Here is a 16541-nt window from a genome sequence, read left to right as displayed (position 1 = left end):
GCAGATCCAGCCAAGACCCGTTCTCCAAAAGGCTCCGTAAAAACAGCCTGCTCGGGTCAATATCTTACGCACAGAGCACTTCTGCAACGGCCACGGGGGTTTAAATATACCTTTTTAGTTCCGTAAAAGGTGAATTACCGGAACTACTAAAATGAACGACAAATGGAACTGGAACCGTTTCTTTTAAGCGTTTTTAGATCTCGTTTCGTAAAAGGGCTGTTTTAGGGACAGCAAAAATGACACCTAACGGTTAATAATAATTGGATAAAGCTCTTTACCCTTCTTAAGTCTTTCAAGAGGTAATCTCTTCGTCAGAGAAGACTGTGGAGTTCTTCTCGCTCAGCATACAGTACAAATATACCCTCAACATGATTATCCCTAAATTTCCGGCTGTTCGACCATTCGATCTAGCCTGTCTTGGTGTGGCGCTCCCGTTCCTTACAGTACACATCCGCAATCTTCACTAACAAAGAATACCACCCGTAGCCTTCAAAACAAAGTACGCAAGGTAACCGACCTCATAAGCAACACTTACTTCGTGACGGGGAAATGTTGAGTAAGGTAGTTCAACAATTGCTCGAGCAGCATGTTGAAGGACTTGCCAGAAAAGAAATCTGCATTACAATGCACCTTCCAAGTTCGTTTGTGTATGTCATTGGCAATGTATAACTTAGGTCTAGCGATAAGTTTTGTTTCATATCCCCCCGTTTTTAGTTCCATTTTAAAATACTCGACTTATCGCTTTTTCATCGATGCTATATACTGAATGGGCAAGTAGGTAAGCGTGGTTATATTCTGACTATTGAATTTATAGCCAGTGTTGTAATTATCCTGAGCAAGCGGATATATGAACTTATTAAGAGTAAAATGTCAAAATGGAAAGTCTACATATCGTCGACCTTTAGAGATCTAAAAGATTTCAGGAAAGAGCTAATAAATCTTTTTCAGAACCAACTGAAGAACAATTTTGAATTGTGCGAAATTATGGAACGTATGTTCGATGATGGCACTTACACCCCTTATATAGAAGATTGCGTTGAAGCGGTCCTTGAAAGTGATATATATATTATCATACTCGGAAATAAAATAGGCTCCTTTCCACCTGATGAGCAAAGGACGTATACAGAAATAGAAATAGACACTGCACTATCAAATGACAAAAAAATCTTTTGTCTGCACCTAGAAGAATTTGATGAAGCAGAAATTGATAACAAAAACAAACATAAAGAATTATTAGCCAAGTTTAAAGGTCGGCCGAGCCACACCTTCATGGATGCCAAGGATTTAAGGAGTGCGCTTTATGAGTTTCTTATTCAGTTTACCTCTGAATCTCCGGTTAACACTAAAAATCCATATAAGGGCCTTGCCTCCTTTGATGTTGATGATGGCGATTACTTTTTTGGCCGTAATGCCGAAATAGAAAGCTGCATTAAAAAAATCGTTATGTCAGGTGGTAATTTTTTTGTTTCTGTAATAGGTAATTCTGGCACAGGTAAAAGTTCCTTTGTTAAGGCCGGTATCATGTTCAGGCTAGAACATAAAAAGGAATATGGCTTTTCGGAACGATCGCAAATTATCGTCACTCCTACTAGTGAACCGTTTACTAATCTTAAATACCAAATGCAGTTGCAAGGTATTTCCGTAGATGATGTACTGAATCTTAATTCAGAATCTTCAGATTTAATACTATTTTTCGATCAGTTTGAAGAAGTTATAACGCAGTGTCATTCTCCAGAAGCTCTGGAGGAAAGAAAACATCTTTTTGAATTTTTAGATGCACTTACCGGCAACCAAAACACTAAATCAAGGGTTTTGGTCATCTGCGCCTTTAGAAGTGATTTTCTATCACAACTCACCAACTTCGACTTTATAAAATCCCATCAATATTTATTCCCGATAAGTAGTTTAGATTATAAGGTACACACTGACAATTGGAAACAAAGTATGACCAAAATAATTACAAAACCCGCTTTAAAAAATGGCGTGGTCATTGAGAATGAATTGGTCGAACAAATGTTAGAGCAGATCAAGGAAGTGGACGGGTCTTTGCCTATTTTGCAATTTACTTTGGAACGTATTTGGAACAAGGAAACCATAGCGGATAGGCGAATTAGCTCTACCGAATTTAACAAACTCTCTGAAGGCAAGGGTATTTCGGGAATAATTGAGACACATGCCGAAAATGTTATAAAAGATATCACCAATAATGGAAGGAACAAAGAACGGGAAGCAATTCTTAAAACTATTTTTGTAAATCTTGTTGAAGTCAATGAAAACTTGAATGATATTAAAAGAACAGTATCCAAAGATGAGCTCTTCTCAAAATTGAAACAGCATCCCCAACAAGTGGTCAAAATTGTTTTTGAGACGTTAGTGAGTGAGAAAAGTCGACTATTAAATATTTCTCAAGAAAAGGACGAGTCTATCAATGTGGGCATCATACATGAAGAGTTAATCAGGAAGTGGGGGCGCTTAAAAAGTTGGATCGATGAGCGAAGGGAGGCACTGGAAACCGGAAAACGCATAACTCTAAACATTACGGCGTACAAAAAGGGAGAAGAAGACCTGTATAGCAGAAAACAGGTAAAACGCGCTAAGCAGTGGCAAATGAACAACCCAGATCTTGCAAGTGAAGAGATTGATTCGTTTTTACTCAATTCACAAAGAAAGAATAATAAAGCTTTATATGAGGGCTCTGGAATGGTTATACTGACAGCTATTTTGATTACTATAGTAATCTTAGCTTGGGTACAACCGGCGATTCAAGAGAGGGATTTTTTAGATATTATAGAAAAAAACCATCCAAATCTTAGTCGAAAAATACAGGAAGTCGGTGTATTGGATTCACTACGTGTTCTTACAATAAACTCAACGAATTATAGTGCCTTAAATGGTAACCTAAAATTCTTTGGAAATTTAAAAAGCTTAATCGTAGATGGAAACGGTGTGGCAATGCAACAACTATCCATTGTTGAAAATATTAAAAACCCAACCAGCTTAGATTCCTTGACAATTTATAATAATGAAGCCCTGACCGGTCTAGCAGGCATTGAAAAACTGACCGCCCTTAATTCCCTGAAAATTGGCAATAATGAAGCCCTGACCAGTCTAGCGGGCATTGAAAATCTGACCGCCCTTAATTCCCTGATGATTTACCATAATGAAGCCCTGACCAGTCTAGAGGGCATTGAAAAACTGACCGCCCTTAATTCCCTAGATATTTATGATAATGAAGCCTTGACCAGTCTAGAGGGCATTGAAAAACTGACCAGCCTTAATTCCCTAACAATTGCCAATAATAACTCCCTGACCAGTCTAGCGGGCGTTGAAAAACTGACCGACCTTAGCTCCCTGACAATCAGCAAAAATAATTCCCTGACCATTCTGGCGGGCATTGAAAATCTGACCGCCCTTAATTCCTTGAAAATCTACCAAAATGATTCACTGAGCGCTTTAGAAGGCATTGAAAAACTGACCGCGCTAAATTCCCTGGGAATTTCGCATATTGATGTTCTGACCAGTCTAGCGGGTATTGAAAAACTAACCGCCCTTGATTCATTGATAATTTACAATAATGATTCTCTTACCAGTCTAGCGAGTATTGAAAAACTAACCGCCATCAACTCCCTGACTATTTCGCGTCTTAGTGCCTTAACCAGTTTATCGAGCCTTGAAAATCTGACTGCCCTTAATTCTCTGGAAATCTACAATAATGAAGCCTTGACCAGTCTAGCGGGCATTGAAAATCTGACCGCCCTCAATTCATTGGTAATTTGGGGTAATGGTGCCCTGATCAGTCTAGAGGGCATTGAAAATTTGACCGCTCTTAATTCCTTGGAAATTTACAGTAATGATGGCCTGACCAGTCTAGCGGGCGTTGAAAATCTGATCGCCCTTAATTCTCTGGAAATTTACGGTAATGGTGCCCTGACCAGTCTAGAAGGCATTGAAAATCTGACCGCCCTTAATTCCCTGCATATTTACGGTAATGGTGCCCTGACCAGTCTAGAGGGCATTGAAAATCTGACCGCCATCACTTCCTTGACAATAAGCAATAATGCCTCCCTGACCAGTCTAGCGGGCATTCAAAATCTGACCGCCCTTAATTCTTTGGAAATTGCAAATAATGGAGCCCTGACTCCTCAAGATGGCATAGAATTATACAGATTAACAAATCTTGATAAGTTAATTGTTAATAAAACAATCGTTCCAGAAATTGATAAAATCAAGCAGAACAACCCCGGAATTGAAATTGTGTTTAGGTAATATGTGAGCCAAAGTGCAATGCTTCAAAATTAAGAAGCATCATATTCAACTATTGACAATATTTTAATTGATACCAATCACACTTTTCATACTAAAAAAGAGTTACCATCTCGAATGGGCCCGACCCAAGATGCTGATGTTTTTTAAGTTAATCTACCGGTAATAGCTTTTGGAACTAACTCACTTAAGGTTGCCAGTGATTTTTTCATCTTCATAGAATCATCGTTTTATGGGACTGATTGTAACAGAAGCTTGTTGTAATTAAACCCACGTTTTTTTGAACTTGTTGCTTTCATGATTCAATTTTTCTCCAATATTACATTATCGCTTGAGCCACTTTATGCCATTTTGCGGCAAAAGGCACTGTATCTATGAATGGGGCGAAACCTCGTACTGCTTCATTAGCATAGTGAATAGATTTTTGTCTATTTATCAGGTTGTACCTGTATAAAAGGGCAAGATTATCTGCCGTAAAAGCGTAATCAAGGGAATATACCTCTGGATTGACCTCGGCTAATTTTCGATATATCTCTAATGCTTCCTTATAGGATTTTTCCGCTTCCCCAGGTTCATTTTCATCACTCTGTAAAACCGCCAAATTATTCAATATACCTGCAATAAATGGTAAATAAGTTTGTGGGTTGACCTCGGCTAATTTTCGATATATCTCTAATGCTTCCTTATAGGATTTTTCCGCTTTCCCAGGTTCATTTTCATCACTCTGTAAAACCGCCAAATTATTCAATATACCTGCAATAAATGGTAAATAAGTTTGTGGGTTGACCTCGGCTAATTTTCGATATATCTCTAATGCTTCCTTATAGGATTTTTCCGCTTTCCCAGGTTCATTTTCATCACTCTGTAAAACCGCCAAATTATTCAATATACCTGCAATAAATGGTAAATAAGTTTGTGGGTTGACCTCGGCTAATTTTCGATATATCTCTAATGCTTCCTTATAGGATTTTTCCGCTTCCCTAGGTTCATTTTCATCACTCTGTAAAACCGCCAAATTATTCAATGTCATTCCTACGCTAGGTAAATAGGTTTGGGGATTGACCTCGGCTAATTTTCGATATATCTCTAATGCTTCCTTATAGGATTTTTCCGCTTCCCCAGGTTCATTTGCATCACTCTGTAAAACCGCTAAATTATTCAATGTCATTCCTACGTCAGGTAAATGAGTTCGGGGATTGACCTCGGCTAATTTTCTTCTTATCCCTAATGCTTCCTTATAGCATTTCTCCGCCTCCCCAAACTCATAATAATCACCTTGTAAATTAGCCAAATTATTTAATGTCGCTCCTACGGCAGGTAAATAGTTTTGTGGGTTGATTAGCCAAACTATTTAAGATAGTCGCCTTTTCAGAGTCATTCGAAATATAAATTAGTGCTCTAACATATATGCTGGCAGCCCTATTGATTTGCATATGTTCTGCTAAAAAATAAGCATAGTTATAGGTGGTATTATAATTTTCAATAAGAACCATGGCCTTGGCATATAGCCTATCTGCTTCCTCGTACCAACCTACGGACTTGGTCAGTACTATGGTTTGAGCTTTTATGGTGAGTTCATTGGCAAGTACTCTTCCATTTTCCTTATACCGGGCAATATCTTTATCTATTTCCTGTTCACTTAGTACTTCGTTGAGTTCATTATACTTACCTTCTTCAAAAAGAGCTCTTGCCTTTTCCAGTCTTGAGGAATCCAAGCCTTCTGATGTCTTCAGCTGTTTTGCGAGATTGATGACATTACTTACGAATTCATTGAAAGCTTGCTCTTTATCTACCTTCGCGGCACTTTTTTGTAAAAGTTGGGTTTTGAGCTTCTTTATGGTTTGCCGTAATAAGCCCTTTGTAGTTTTATCCACTTGAGTTAGTGCCTTTCTTAGGCCATCAATCTCGACATTTATAGACTGAATGATAGTTTCTAAATCTTCAAGCTCTTTGAGGAATTTTTGATAGTCATCGGATACAGTCACTTGTCGACTGGTTATGACTTGATCTTTGATACCTTGTATGACAAGATTGGCAGTCTTTTCTGGAACCGTTGACAAGTTTTCTTTGATATTCTCTATTGAGGGGAGTATTTTTTTTAGGTAGGGCAGTATGTGCGTATATTGTTCAAAATAAGCATTTATACTTACCGACAGGTCACCAATTTCAGCAACTATGCTATCTAAATATTCGGTTTGGAGAAAGGTAGTAAGCTGGGTGTTGTCATTGAGCTCTTGTGTGAAAAAAGCACATGTGAGTTTATAGAGATCCATATCCCGGCCATCTACCTTCCAGCCATTACGGAGACTGGCCTGCAAGGCTTGCTCCAACAATAGACCTTGATTTTCAAGCTCTCTAATGATGCCTTCCTTGAACTTTCCTATCAATTCCGCTTTACGGCCCTTTGAGGTGCTACCGTTGGAAAATATCATCCGACGGTATTCCCCATCAATTTCGGAGACTGGTAAGTAACTGTCCTCCTTGCCCGTTGAGACGATTTCTTTGTTCAGGTAATGCTTAATCGCCTTCAGGTTTTCCTTTTGTCGCCCTTTTAAGGTATAGGTTCGCTGACCGTCTAAGTGGTCCACAGCAAGGAGTGTTGCCTGAAGATATGATTTACGTACCCCCTTTTGGATCTGTTTGTTGGCCGGTTCGCCCGATTTTTGAGAAATGTGCCGGACTAACTTGTTCGTGGCATTGCACAACAGCGTATCGGCCCTGCCTCCCAAAATGCCGCTAAATATAGCCCCGAAGAACCAGGCCATGCTAAACGGGTCCATTTATTTTAAGGTTTACATCTGGTTTTAATTCGTTATTTCGGAGGATAATCTAAAGGTATTAAATATTATGGTTATGGTAGAATTAATGAAAAATAAATCCCACGTTTATCTAGACTTTGCCGCTAAAAAAAACTACGGCTTTTGGTAATGACCGATGGAGGTTTAAATGTACTTTTTAGGATTTACTGTATTTTCGGTTCCTGATTTCTGTTCAAAACCTAACAATGGGTTCCTTTATTCAGGATGGTATGGAAGATAACAATATATTTAATGCTGATATGACCGGCATATATACAGAAAAAACTAAATTCGTAATATGAAACCAATTTTTGACTCTACAATACATTCAATACTAAACGAGCGATTAGATGTACTTGAAAAACATTTCGAAGCAGATGTCATTTTTTATTATGCTCCTATAGCTAATGGACTTGTAAAACCATTCCGTGATATTATTGAAAATTTAAAATTAGATGAAGTAGAAAATGACAGATTGTGTATTATTCTCAATACTCCAGGTGGGTCAGTAGAAGTGGTTGAACAACTCGTCAATATTGTTCGCCACCACTATTCGGAAGTTAATTTTATCGTACCTGATGCAGCATATTCCGCAGGGACTATTTTTTGTATGTCTGGCAATAATATTTTTATGGATTACAGTTCATCTTTGGGGCCAATCGACCCGCAAGTAGAAGTTCAAGCACCAAATGGTGGGACACAATGGATACCGGCTTTAGGTTATTTAGATAAGGTCAATGAGTTAATTGATAAATCTGCAAATGGAACAATGACTCAAGCCGAGTTAGTTATGCTTCAAAAACAAGATTTAGCAATGCTTAGAAGGTATGAACAAGCAAAGGAACTAACTGTAGCATTACTGAAGAAATGGCTGGTAAAATACAAGTTTGCTACTTGGACGATTCACAACACCACTCCTGCTCTCAAAGGGAACCCCGTAACAACTCCAGAAAAAGAGAAACGTGCAGAAGAAATTGCACACTTGCTAAGCGAAAATAGTGAGTGGCATTCACATGGTCGTTCAATTAATATTGAAACACTTAAAACTAAATTAAAACTCACTATTGAAGATTACTCAAACGACAATACGAGAACAAAACTCATTAGAGGTTATAATGACCTTGTGACAGAATACATACGAAAGAACAATATTGATGCGTTTATGCATTCAAGAAATTTTATTTAAATTTATATTATGAGAGACACAATTGACAAACGAGTTTCCGAAGTTTTAAAAAAAGAAAACCAGAAGCTTTCAGCCGAACATAAAACCATCCAAAAGATGATTGCGGAGATTGAGAAAATTGCAGGAAATATGTCTGATAACTATACGATTGCGCCCAAGGACACTATTGGAAAAAGTGTTCGTTATAATACTGGGAGAAGATAACCACCTATACCAACAAATGGCTAAAAATAATACGTATACTCATTTTTTATTTTATCAACTCTTGCTGTCGTGAAAATAGTATGCTAATTTAATCCTGCACTATTCTTAGCCGAGACTGTTAAAGATTAATCACCCAGTTAAGGTAGAAAAGAAACTACCGCTGGTACGACCCCGGGACGTTTAAATGTACTCTCTAGAGGAGCTCAAAGGAGGGCAAGTATGCGAATTTTCGAGAATGGAGAAAACTTCGTTCTCTTACCGGCGGTTCCCGGGGAAGTCGATAAAAAATAGAGTGGTTCTTTCATGAAAGTCTCCATTTTCGACTTACAAGGTGGCATGGCTAAGGTCGTTTAAATATAACTTGTCAATTCTAATAATTAGAATTATACTATTTCAGTCAGCAAGACTTCGAAAATCGACCTGACACGCTCTTTTCGATTATTTCCCCGTACATGGTTTGATATGGTTAGGACCGTAGACATTGCCGCGCCTAGTCCAAATGTCGTAATGTTCATTAAATAAAGGACACCGTCAAAGGCCAAATTTTGGAAGATATCAATTGCGATTTTTTTATCGATGGGCATTTCCCGTTTGCTATCGAAACGCTCTGATAATAGGACGGCCGCCTGTAAAATGACTAAGTTTTTTTTGATGCTAGTATCTTTTTCTAACCTAGTACGCTCAATCAGTCTAACAAGAACCTTTAAATATGGTATACCCTCGCCAATCCCTTCCCGTATAGCCATGACGAGATCCCTATAATTCTCTGGGCAATTAGAATTTTCGAGCAAGGTAACGATGTTACGCCATTTGTGTTCCGGAAAAATGGCTTTCGAAAGTTCCTGCTCAGAGAAACCCTCAAAAAATTGCGGTAGAAGGCCTAAGAGTTCGTTTTCACCTAAGGGAATATCATAGGAAACCGAAGGGTCCCTGATTGATTCAAGGACGGCCCTTACCCACGGGTGGTGGCCTTCCGGTAATGGCAGACTAGTGCCGATAATAATATTGGGTAGCTGAATGTCCAATAGATATTTATCCAAATAAGAGTTATTTTCAATGGCTTTCCGTACTTTTTCCGACCACTCCAAAAGACTTTCACTAAATATGCCCTTCGACGTTCTTGGCAGTTTTAAATAGGAATTAAACTCGTCCACAGGCTCCCCTATTAGGTAGGCCGATAGGAAATAAATATAATGGTCCATGTCACTGTGACCGTATAGTTCATATAAATCGGTTTCCAGTAAATGGAAGGAGCTGTGGTATTCACCGTTCAAGAAATATATCAAATAGGAGAGTCTAAGGCGTTCTTGGTAATCGATATCCTCTGCGAGCGCGACCTCTTTTTTCGAGAGCGCCATATGGAATACCTCCATTGAGTCTTCTAGTTGGCCCATGTTCTCGATGAATCTATTGAATATCTCCTCATCGATTTTTCCTTCATTGCCATAATCCTTCGATGAATGATTTTCTAATACTCTTAACAAGTATTTCAGTCTCAGTGTGTAAATGCCCTTGGACCTTTGATTCCCATATCGGACAAGGACGTAATCTATGATTTCATAGTCATGATTGTCCTGTTTCAATGCCAAATAGGCAAATTTCTTGGCCAGACCGTGTTTTTCCAAACCATGAAAACATTTGGAAAGCCACATATGGCTTTTGGGATTTACCTGCTGGGCAGAATCCCGAATTGACTTATGAAAACTTTCAGCTGAAAGCCTCAAGTTCTTAGGGAAATAGATTATACCTTTATTATAAGAAGCAACCGGATGACAATCGGGGGAATCGTTCTCGGCCTGAGTATATGACAATAAGGCGTTTTCGAGTTGGTCAATCTCATGGTAAATAAGTCCCTTAGAATAAGATGCCTCCGGATAACCGTGGGAGGAATCCTTTTCGGCTTTTGTATATGACGACAAAGCATCTAAAGGCTGGTTAATAATTTTGTAAATTCTACCCTTATTGAAAGAGGCGTTTGGGAAACCGTTGGGGGAATCGTCCTCGGCCTTAGTATAAGAAATCAAGGCGTTTTCAGTTTGATTCAGGGAATTGTATACAACCCCCTTGTTGTAAGAGGCCCTTGGATGGCCATCAATTGAATCGTGCTCGGCCTTGGTCCATGATACTATAGCATTTTCGAATTGGCCAATCTTATAGTAAATAAGTCCCTTTGAGTGTGAGGCGTGTGGATAACCGTGGTGTGAATCGTTTTCGGCTTTTGTATACGACAATAAAGCGTCTTCAAGCTGGTTAAGACTTTCATAAGCAAAACCTTTATTGTTAGAGGCCTCCGGATCACCGTTTGGTGAATCGTCCTCAGCCTTAGTATAAGAAACTAGGGCGTTTTCAGTTTGACCCAGACTTCTGTAAATGACACCTTTATTGAAAGAGGAATTCGGATGACCGTCGGGGGAGTTATCTTCGGCCTTAGTATATAATATTAGAGCAGCTTCAGGATGACCCAGTTCTTGTTCAATAAACCCCTTGTAATATGTAGCGTCAGGATAACCTTTAGGGTCAACTTTTTCCGCCTGTGAAAAATAATCGAATGCAAGTTCATGTTGTCCATTTTCGTAGCACTCATAGCCTTTTTTAAATAAGAAAATACATTCTTCGCTGCCCGGGTCTAATTTCTTGCGCTTGTCCATTGCTGAAATTGATTTGGAATTTAGCTAAATTTTCCAAAGCGTGGAATCTAAATTCAAAGATTTTGACATTTTCACCAAAATGTAAATAAACTCACGTTTATCTGAACTTTCATAGAGGTGGAGAATTTGGATACAGGCTATGGCCATCAAAAGAAACTTCCGATGCTATAAATCGCTGTTTTTTTTAAATAATTTTCTGCAAAACCAGATTGAATCTGGTTTTGCCAACATAATGAACGGTCAGTTTATCGGCTCCCGATACAACAGACTGCCCCATTCTTGAATATCGACCTCCGCAATCTTTGCTTCGTTCATCAAATAATCAAATTCCTCTACGATTTTTTGAACGGACTGCGCATCGCCCAACCGCACCCTTGTCTCGTAGTTGTTCGTGGTGCCGCCACCGGTAAAGTTCAGCGACCCGAGATAGGCAATCTCGTCATCGATGATATAGATCTTACTGTGCAGATAAGCATTTCCAAACCCGTTTCCGTTTTTGGACAGGACCACTTTGAATGGAAATAGCCGGTCGTAGGTATAGGTATAGACTCTTTTACATGCGGATTTCTTTCTGAAATATTGGGCAATTAAATAGAAAAAGAACAATGGAATCAATAGCCCCAGAAGCCTTATGTCCCTCAGCCAATAATTCAATATCACTGAACCGATGAAAAGACCGATGGTAACCCCGTTCAACACCTTGGCAATTATTTTATATTTCTTCCTGGCCCTCCTCGCCTGCCCGTCGATATGGACTTCCTGTTGGATAAGCTCATGTATGTTGCGTTCCCGATCTCCCTAAAAATCCTCGATGGTGTCCGTGGTGATCAGCTGCACACCGATTCCGTTGGAATGGAGGGCGATCAGCCGTTTGACGAGGAACGGGGAAAGAAAAGGGGACACGATCTTGACCGATCTTTTGGCGTTTTCGATCTCGTCCATCAATTTCTTTCCTGTCCCGGTACCGATGTAGACATCACATTTGGCATTGTTGAAAAACATAACTTTTCTTTTGGATTTAGGGAAGACCTTTAAAGATACGGAATCCCAAAACCGAACAAGACCCGGATTTGGCCCAAAACCGTTAGTTATCAACAAATTGCAAGGGTCTTATATCGAATTAGGAAACATTTTTGGCGTTGGTACGGAACAGTTCCCGGGCCTCGAAATGGATACGCTCGAAATTGGCCCGTATCTCGGCATCGTTGTACGCATGGGTCGGTTCGGGGAGTTCCCTTTTTATATCGGGTACCGGAAAACGGATCTTTCGGTCCCTGCCGTCCGCAAAGGAGATGAACTCCCCCTGCCTTAGACGGAAGAACACATCGGAGCGGATCTTGCTTACCTCGCGTTCGCCCTTTGTGATACGGGTATCGAAGTTGAGTGTGTTCTCCCCCTTGCTGACACTTTTCGTCGGCCGCTTCACGATTTCAAAAAAACGCTCGTAATATCTGGCGGTATCGGGATCGTTGGCCTTGCCGAAGAACTGGTAGGAAAGGTTGCTCAGTATGGCACGGCTGGCCCTGTCTCCGTACATCATGTCGTTCTGTATTTTGTCCTGCAGGACATAGATGGTTGCTATGTCGTAACTTCTCAGGGTCGCGGGGATCCGGTGCATGTTCAACAGCCGAATGGTGGGGGCTTCTTCCATAAGGATAAACGAAGATTCCCGCTCCCGGACGCTCATCTGCTTTGTAATGGTATGGATGATAACGGCTATGACGGGAGAATAGGCCGTCTCGTTCTTTGGGTTGTTGACAATGGAGATGACTGCCGGATTTTTCGGATTGTTGATGTCAAGCGGGACCTCGTCCCTGGAAAGGGCCATAAAGATCCGCTGCGTACTTATCTTTTTCAGGGCATTGGCCAACGTGCTCAGGACCCCTGCGGTCTGCCGTTCGGAATCCTTTCCCGAAATAAAGGCATCGGCCATCGCCTTCGAGGTGGTGTTCGAACTCAGCCATTTGATCAAATCCCTTTTGCCCAGGTATTGATAGATGGCGATCAGGTGGGGCAGCGTACAATATTTGGGATAATCGGTCCTCAGTTTCCAGATCATCCCTCCCAACAGGCCTTCCACGGCATCGTTGAAGAACTTCGAGGACCCCATGGCGATGCTCTCCCGCTGTTCCAGAAGGTTTTCCAAGAGTACCCGCGATATCTCGTTCACGCTTTCCTCGTCCTCCATATATCTGGGCGCAATGGGATTGACCTTTTTATGGATATCGTCGAAGGAGATGATATGGAAGGGAACGCCGTCATTTTGGAACAGGGGATAGGCCATTTCGGTGATCTCGAAATGCTTGTAGTCGTGTATGACCCCGCAGAATTCGAACTTTTGCAGATGCTCCAACAGTCCGTATACCACCGATTCGGTCTTGCCGCTCCCTGCGGAGGCGATGATGGATATGCCCCTGCGGATATTATGCAGAGACAGTGTGCCGCTGCGGAGCTTCAACCTGACATGGTATTTCCTTTCGGTCCGTACCCGTTCCTTCCGGTATCCGGCCAGCATATAGAATACCGTATTGATACCCTGAAGGGGAAACAATACAAAAAATAGGAGATTGAAAAGGCCTGTCGGCCGGAACATAAACGCCAGGCACGTAACCGAAAGAACAAGTAGGAGATTGATCCCGAACCCGAAACGGGTATACCGAAAACCGATAAAGAAAACAACACTGCCGAAAAGATGGATAAATAACAAAGGAAGTATCATGTCTTTCATAAGTGAATTATTTTTGGCTGTTAACGGTAGAAGGAATGCTCATATTCCTATGGAACCTGCGTTCCGGGCCACATCCATGGCCTTTTTGAACTGTTTCACCGTTTTTAGCGCAAGCTCGACCTTGCTCTTGGGTATGTTCAGATTGGGAATGTTTACCCCTGCCTTGCCCAATAGCTTAAAGGCCGCGCTACGCTCGTTGACGGGCAGTTTTAATAACCTTGCAAAATATCTGTGCGGATCTTTGATAAAGGTCTTTCGGGCGGTGTAGCTCTCCACATAGTTCCTATTGTATCCGAAGAGCCGGTCAAAGGTCTTTTCGGCCTTCCCGAAAAACTCGTCCCGTTTAAAGCCCCTCTTTACCGTTTTGCCGTTCAGTTTGGATTCGGATTCCATATACTTGCTGCCGGGGGACAGGCTATATCGGTTCGTTGTGTCCTTGCGGCTCATTACGATATGCACGTGGGTCTGTGGGCCCGGTTTTTTCATCCCCTGTTCGATGGCCCTGCCGTCGATGCGGTGGGGTATCTGGGCCGTGAGCCGTTCGATCTGCCGCTCCAGTTGTTTCACGTTTGCCCTGAGTTCGCCGCGTTCCATTTTTCGGATATCGTTTTCCAGTTTTGCGATCTGGGCCTTATATACCCGGTTTTCCTTGACCTCCCTGTCAAAGCCCTTATAGGTGCGTTCGTGCTCTATTTTAGCATAGTACTTGATGCTGTCCACCCCAACAGTCGTTTCGCGATAGAAGGAGGCCGCGTAGTCCTTCATGATCTCGCGTACGTACTTCCGCAGCAATGCCGGGTCGTTGTTGATGGCCCTGAGTTCGCGTTGGCTCGGATTGATGGTCAGGGAGTAGAACTTGGGTTCCCGTTTTTTCAGTTTTGCCGTATTCCCGTCGATTTCCCGTACCACCTTCTCCGGCGCAATCTTATCATTGTATTGGTCAAAGAAGTGTTCTTGGAGTTCCGGTCGTTTTCCCTCGTTCTCCTTTTCCAGATAGTCCACAAAATCGGAGGAGCTTTGCGAAAAGGTCGTGTCCATATGCTGACGGGTGATGCTGATGTACATGTCATTCGCTTTTAAATGTCTCTTTGAGACTGCTGAATTCTTCGGGCGTCATGTCCAGGTACAGTTTGGGCTTTCCGAAGTTGGGCCTGGTCTCCTTGATCTTGGAAAAAAGGATTTCGTCGAACTTCCTTCGGGTGTTTTCCAGTTCCTGTTTCAGTATATTTTTTTCCTTTCGGAGCTCGATGGCCTCCAGGGAGTCGTAATAGTTCCCTTGATACTTGACTTCCCCGTGGGCGATCTCGATAAGCTCGGGCTGCTCCTCTTCGCGCGGGGCCTGCTCGAAGAGCAGTTGCATCATGGCCTTGGTGGGCAGGACACCTTCTTTTTCAATGTTCTTTATGATGGCAATGGTCGCATTGTTCCTGTTTCCCAGATACTGCTTCAGGTGTTTCAGGAATTCCATTATCAGGGTCATTCTGGGCCCCAGCTTTTCATGGGGGGAAATCTCGTTGTACCTGAAAAAATCCAACATACCGTCCAAGGCCAGGGACTGGGTGCTATAGTACGTCCGTGCGAAGGCCCGAAAACGTACCGCCGTTTCTTTTTTGATGCGCAAGGTCCAAAAGGAATCCAACACGTTCTGTTCATTTTTTGATTTGACGAAAATTCGGGCCTGTTTCCGGGGGCTGCGGGGCCATTTGACGAAAATCGGACCGATATTACATCCGATCCTCCGACCCCTTTCGACTTTAAAACGCTGTTTAACAGCGGTTTAAAAAGAAACGCAAACACGCAACACCGGCCCGCCGTGTTGCCCTCTTGCTATTCCTTTTTTCCCCGCAGGGAAAATTTTATGGCTTCGGTGAATGTAGTCGGTGTTACTTCGGATTTGTTATGGCCGGAATATTTTAAGAGTTTTCGGAACCGGATTTTGAGGGATTCTTATGGTTTTCGAAAAAACGTTGTGAAAAATGTAAAATGTAAAAGGCTACCATAATGGCAGCCTTTTTCTTGTAACAGGATAAAATTGTGTTCAGATGTCGAATATGAATTTGTAGGTGTACAGGTTCTTGATCGTTTCTTCCTCGATCAGGCCTTCGAAATCCTCGCCCGTTTCGTCAACATATTTTCGGATGGATTCGCCAAAAATATTCGTGACATGTTCCCTGGAAACCTTTAAAAGTTCCTCTTGCTTTTCCGAACTCAGATCTTGAAACTTTAGGTGTATCATAGCTTTAAAGAGTTAAAGTATCCCGTTATCCGCAAAACTGTAATAGTCTCCGTTGGGGGCTATGATCAGATGGTCCAATAGGGTGATATCCAAAAGTTGGGCGGCCTTTTTGATCTTGTTCGTAATCTTTTTGTCCGCTTCACTGGGCCGCAATGTCCCGCTAGGGTGGCAATGCGCAACGATCAGGGCAACGGAAAGGGTTTTGAGTACGACAGCGAACAATATCCGTACATCGACCAGAACCCCTGTTATTCCTCCTGTGGACAGTTGATAGATTCCCTTTACCTTGTTACCATTGTTCAACAGAACGATTTTGAAGGTTTCGTGTACGGTTATATTGTCCTTGTTCCAATGTTCGTACAGCAGTTCCGCTGCGTCCTTTGAAGTATTTACTTTTTTCCAAAAGGGCGATTTTACCCGCTCCTTATAACTTATCCGGATTTCATTAACTTTGTTCTTCATTGCTTTTGATTTTAAG

Annotated in this window: 13 protein-coding genes; 3 read left to right on the top strand and 10 right to left on the bottom strand. The window is 41.6% G+C overall.

Going from position 1 to position 16541, the window contains the following annotated elements; all coding sequences use genetic code 11:
* The first annotated feature begins 867 nt into the window (after positions 1-867).
* Complete coding sequence (locus BLT07_RS02885) at positions 868-4266, top strand: nSTAND1 domain-containing NTPase (protein WP_091865512.1); 3399 nt, start codon at positions 868-870, stop codon at positions 4264-4266.
* Between the two features lie 316 nt (positions 4267-4582).
* Here BLT07_RS02885 and BLT07_RS02880 read toward each other — a convergent pair whose 3' ends face one another.
* Both BLT07_RS02880 and BLT07_RS02875 read right to left on the bottom strand, forming a co-directional pair.
* Positions 4583-5554 carry a tetratricopeptide repeat protein gene (locus BLT07_RS02880; protein WP_091865509.1) on the bottom strand — a complete coding sequence of 324 codons (972 nt, stop codon included), beginning with the start codon at positions 5552-5554 and terminating at the stop codon, positions 4583-4585.
* 1 nt (position 5555) lies between these two features.
* On the bottom strand, positions 5556-7043 hold the full coding sequence (locus BLT07_RS02875) for a hypothetical protein (RefSeq protein WP_091865506.1): 1488 nt from the start codon (positions 7041-7043) through the stop codon (positions 5556-5558).
* 316 nt (positions 7044-7359) lie between these two features.
* On the opposite strand from BLT07_RS02875, the gene BLT07_RS02870 reads away from it, so the two are divergent.
* Both BLT07_RS02870 and BLT07_RS02865 read left to right on the top strand, forming a co-directional pair.
* Entirely contained in the window at positions 7360-8247 is an 888-nt protein-coding gene (locus BLT07_RS02870) for an SDH family Clp fold serine proteinase (RefSeq protein WP_091865503.1), read from the top strand.
* 9 nt (positions 8248-8256) lie between these two features.
* Complete coding sequence (locus BLT07_RS02865) at positions 8257-8451, top strand: hypothetical protein (protein ID WP_091865500.1); 195 nt, start codon at positions 8257-8259, stop codon at positions 8449-8451.
* Between the two features lie 383 nt (positions 8452-8834).
* On the opposite strand, the gene BLT07_RS02860 is transcribed toward BLT07_RS02865, so the two are convergent.
* From BLT07_RS02860 to BLT07_RS02820, 8 genes are all read right to left on the bottom strand, one after another.
* A complete protein-coding gene (locus tag BLT07_RS02860) occupies positions 8835-11099 on the bottom strand; it encodes a tetratricopeptide repeat protein (RefSeq protein ID WP_091865496.1) in 2265 nt (754 codons plus the stop codon).
* Between the two features lie 240 nt (positions 11100-11339).
* Complete coding sequence (locus BLT07_RS02855; RefSeq protein ID WP_175455232.1) at positions 11340-11798, bottom strand: phospholipase D-like domain-containing protein; 459 nt, start codon at positions 11796-11798, stop codon at positions 11340-11342.
* A 99-nt stretch (positions 11799-11897) separates the two neighbouring features.
* Positions 11898-12101, bottom strand: a complete 204-nt coding sequence (locus BLT07_RS02850) for a phospholipase D-like domain-containing protein (RefSeq protein WP_091865490.1) — start codon at positions 12099-12101, stop codon at positions 11898-11900.
* Positions 12102-12219: 118 nt separating this feature from the next.
* A complete protein-coding gene (locus tag BLT07_RS02845) occupies positions 12220-13818 on the bottom strand; it encodes a type IV secretory system conjugative DNA transfer family protein (RefSeq protein WP_091865657.1) in 1599 nt (532 codons plus the stop codon).
* A gap of 48 nt (positions 13819-13866) precedes the next feature.
* Positions 13867-14892 carry a MobB family relaxase gene (gene mobB, locus BLT07_RS02840; protein WP_091865487.1) on the bottom strand — a complete coding sequence of 342 codons (1026 nt, stop codon included), beginning with the start codon at positions 14890-14892 and terminating at the stop codon, positions 13867-13869.
* A gap of 1 nt (position 14893) precedes the next feature.
* Positions 14894-15469 (bottom strand): BfmA/BtgA family mobilization protein, encoded by a 576-nt coding sequence (locus tag BLT07_RS02835; protein ID WP_091865484.1) that lies wholly within the window; start codon positions 15467-15469, stop codon positions 14894-14896.
* Between the two features lie 396 nt (positions 15470-15865).
* A complete protein-coding gene (locus tag BLT07_RS02825) occupies positions 15866-16063 on the bottom strand; it encodes a hypothetical protein (protein WP_091865478.1) in 198 nt (65 codons plus the stop codon).
* A gap of 12 nt (positions 16064-16075) precedes the next feature.
* Positions 16076-16525 carry a JAB domain-containing protein gene (locus BLT07_RS02820; protein WP_091865475.1) on the bottom strand — a complete coding sequence of 150 codons (450 nt, stop codon included), beginning with the start codon at positions 16523-16525 and terminating at the stop codon, positions 16076-16078.
* Positions 16526-16541 lie beyond the last annotated feature (16 nt).

The organism is Pricia antarctica, assembly GCF_900101815.1.
Classification (GTDB): domain Bacteria; phylum Bacteroidota; class Bacteroidia; order Flavobacteriales; family Flavobacteriaceae; genus Pricia; species Pricia antarctica.
The sequence above is the reverse complement of the archived record's forward strand: the minus strand, read 5'-3'. Positions and strand labels throughout refer to the sequence as shown.

Coding starts and splice junctions, on each gene's coding strand:
- BLT07_RS02885 (WP_091865512.1), top strand. CDS start 868: ATGTCAAAATGGAAAGTCTACATATCGTCGACCTTTAGAGATCTAAAA.
- BLT07_RS02875 (WP_091865506.1), bottom strand. CDS start 7,043: ATGGACCCGTTTAGCATGGCCTGGTTCTTCGGGGCTATATTTAGCGGC.
- BLT07_RS02870 (WP_091865503.1), top strand. CDS start 7,360: ATGAAACCAATTTTTGACTCTACAATACATTCAATACTAAACGAGCGA.
- BLT07_RS02865 (WP_091865500.1), top strand. CDS start 8,257: ATGAGAGACACAATTGACAAACGAGTTTCCGAAGTTTTAAAAAAAGAA.
- BLT07_RS02860 (WP_091865496.1), bottom strand. CDS start 11,099: ATGGACAAGCGCAAGAAATTAGACCCGGGCAGCGAAGAATGTATTTTC.
- BLT07_RS02850 (WP_091865490.1), bottom strand. CDS start 12,101: ATGTTTTTCAACAATGCCAAATGTGATGTCTACATCGGTACCGGGACA.
- BLT07_RS02845 (WP_091865657.1), bottom strand. CDS start 13,818: ATGATACTTCCTTTGTTATTTATCCATCTTTTCGGCAGTGTTGTTTTC.
- mobB (WP_091865487.1), bottom strand. CDS start 14,892: ATGTACATCAGCATCACCCGTCAGCATATGGACACGACCTTTTCGCAA.
- BLT07_RS02825 (WP_091865478.1), bottom strand. CDS start 16,063: ATGATACACCTAAAGTTTCAAGATCTGAGTTCGGAAAAGCAAGAGGAA.
- BLT07_RS02820 (WP_091865475.1), bottom strand. CDS start 16,525: ATGAAGAACAAAGTTAATGAAATCCGGATAAGTTATAAGGAGCGGGTA.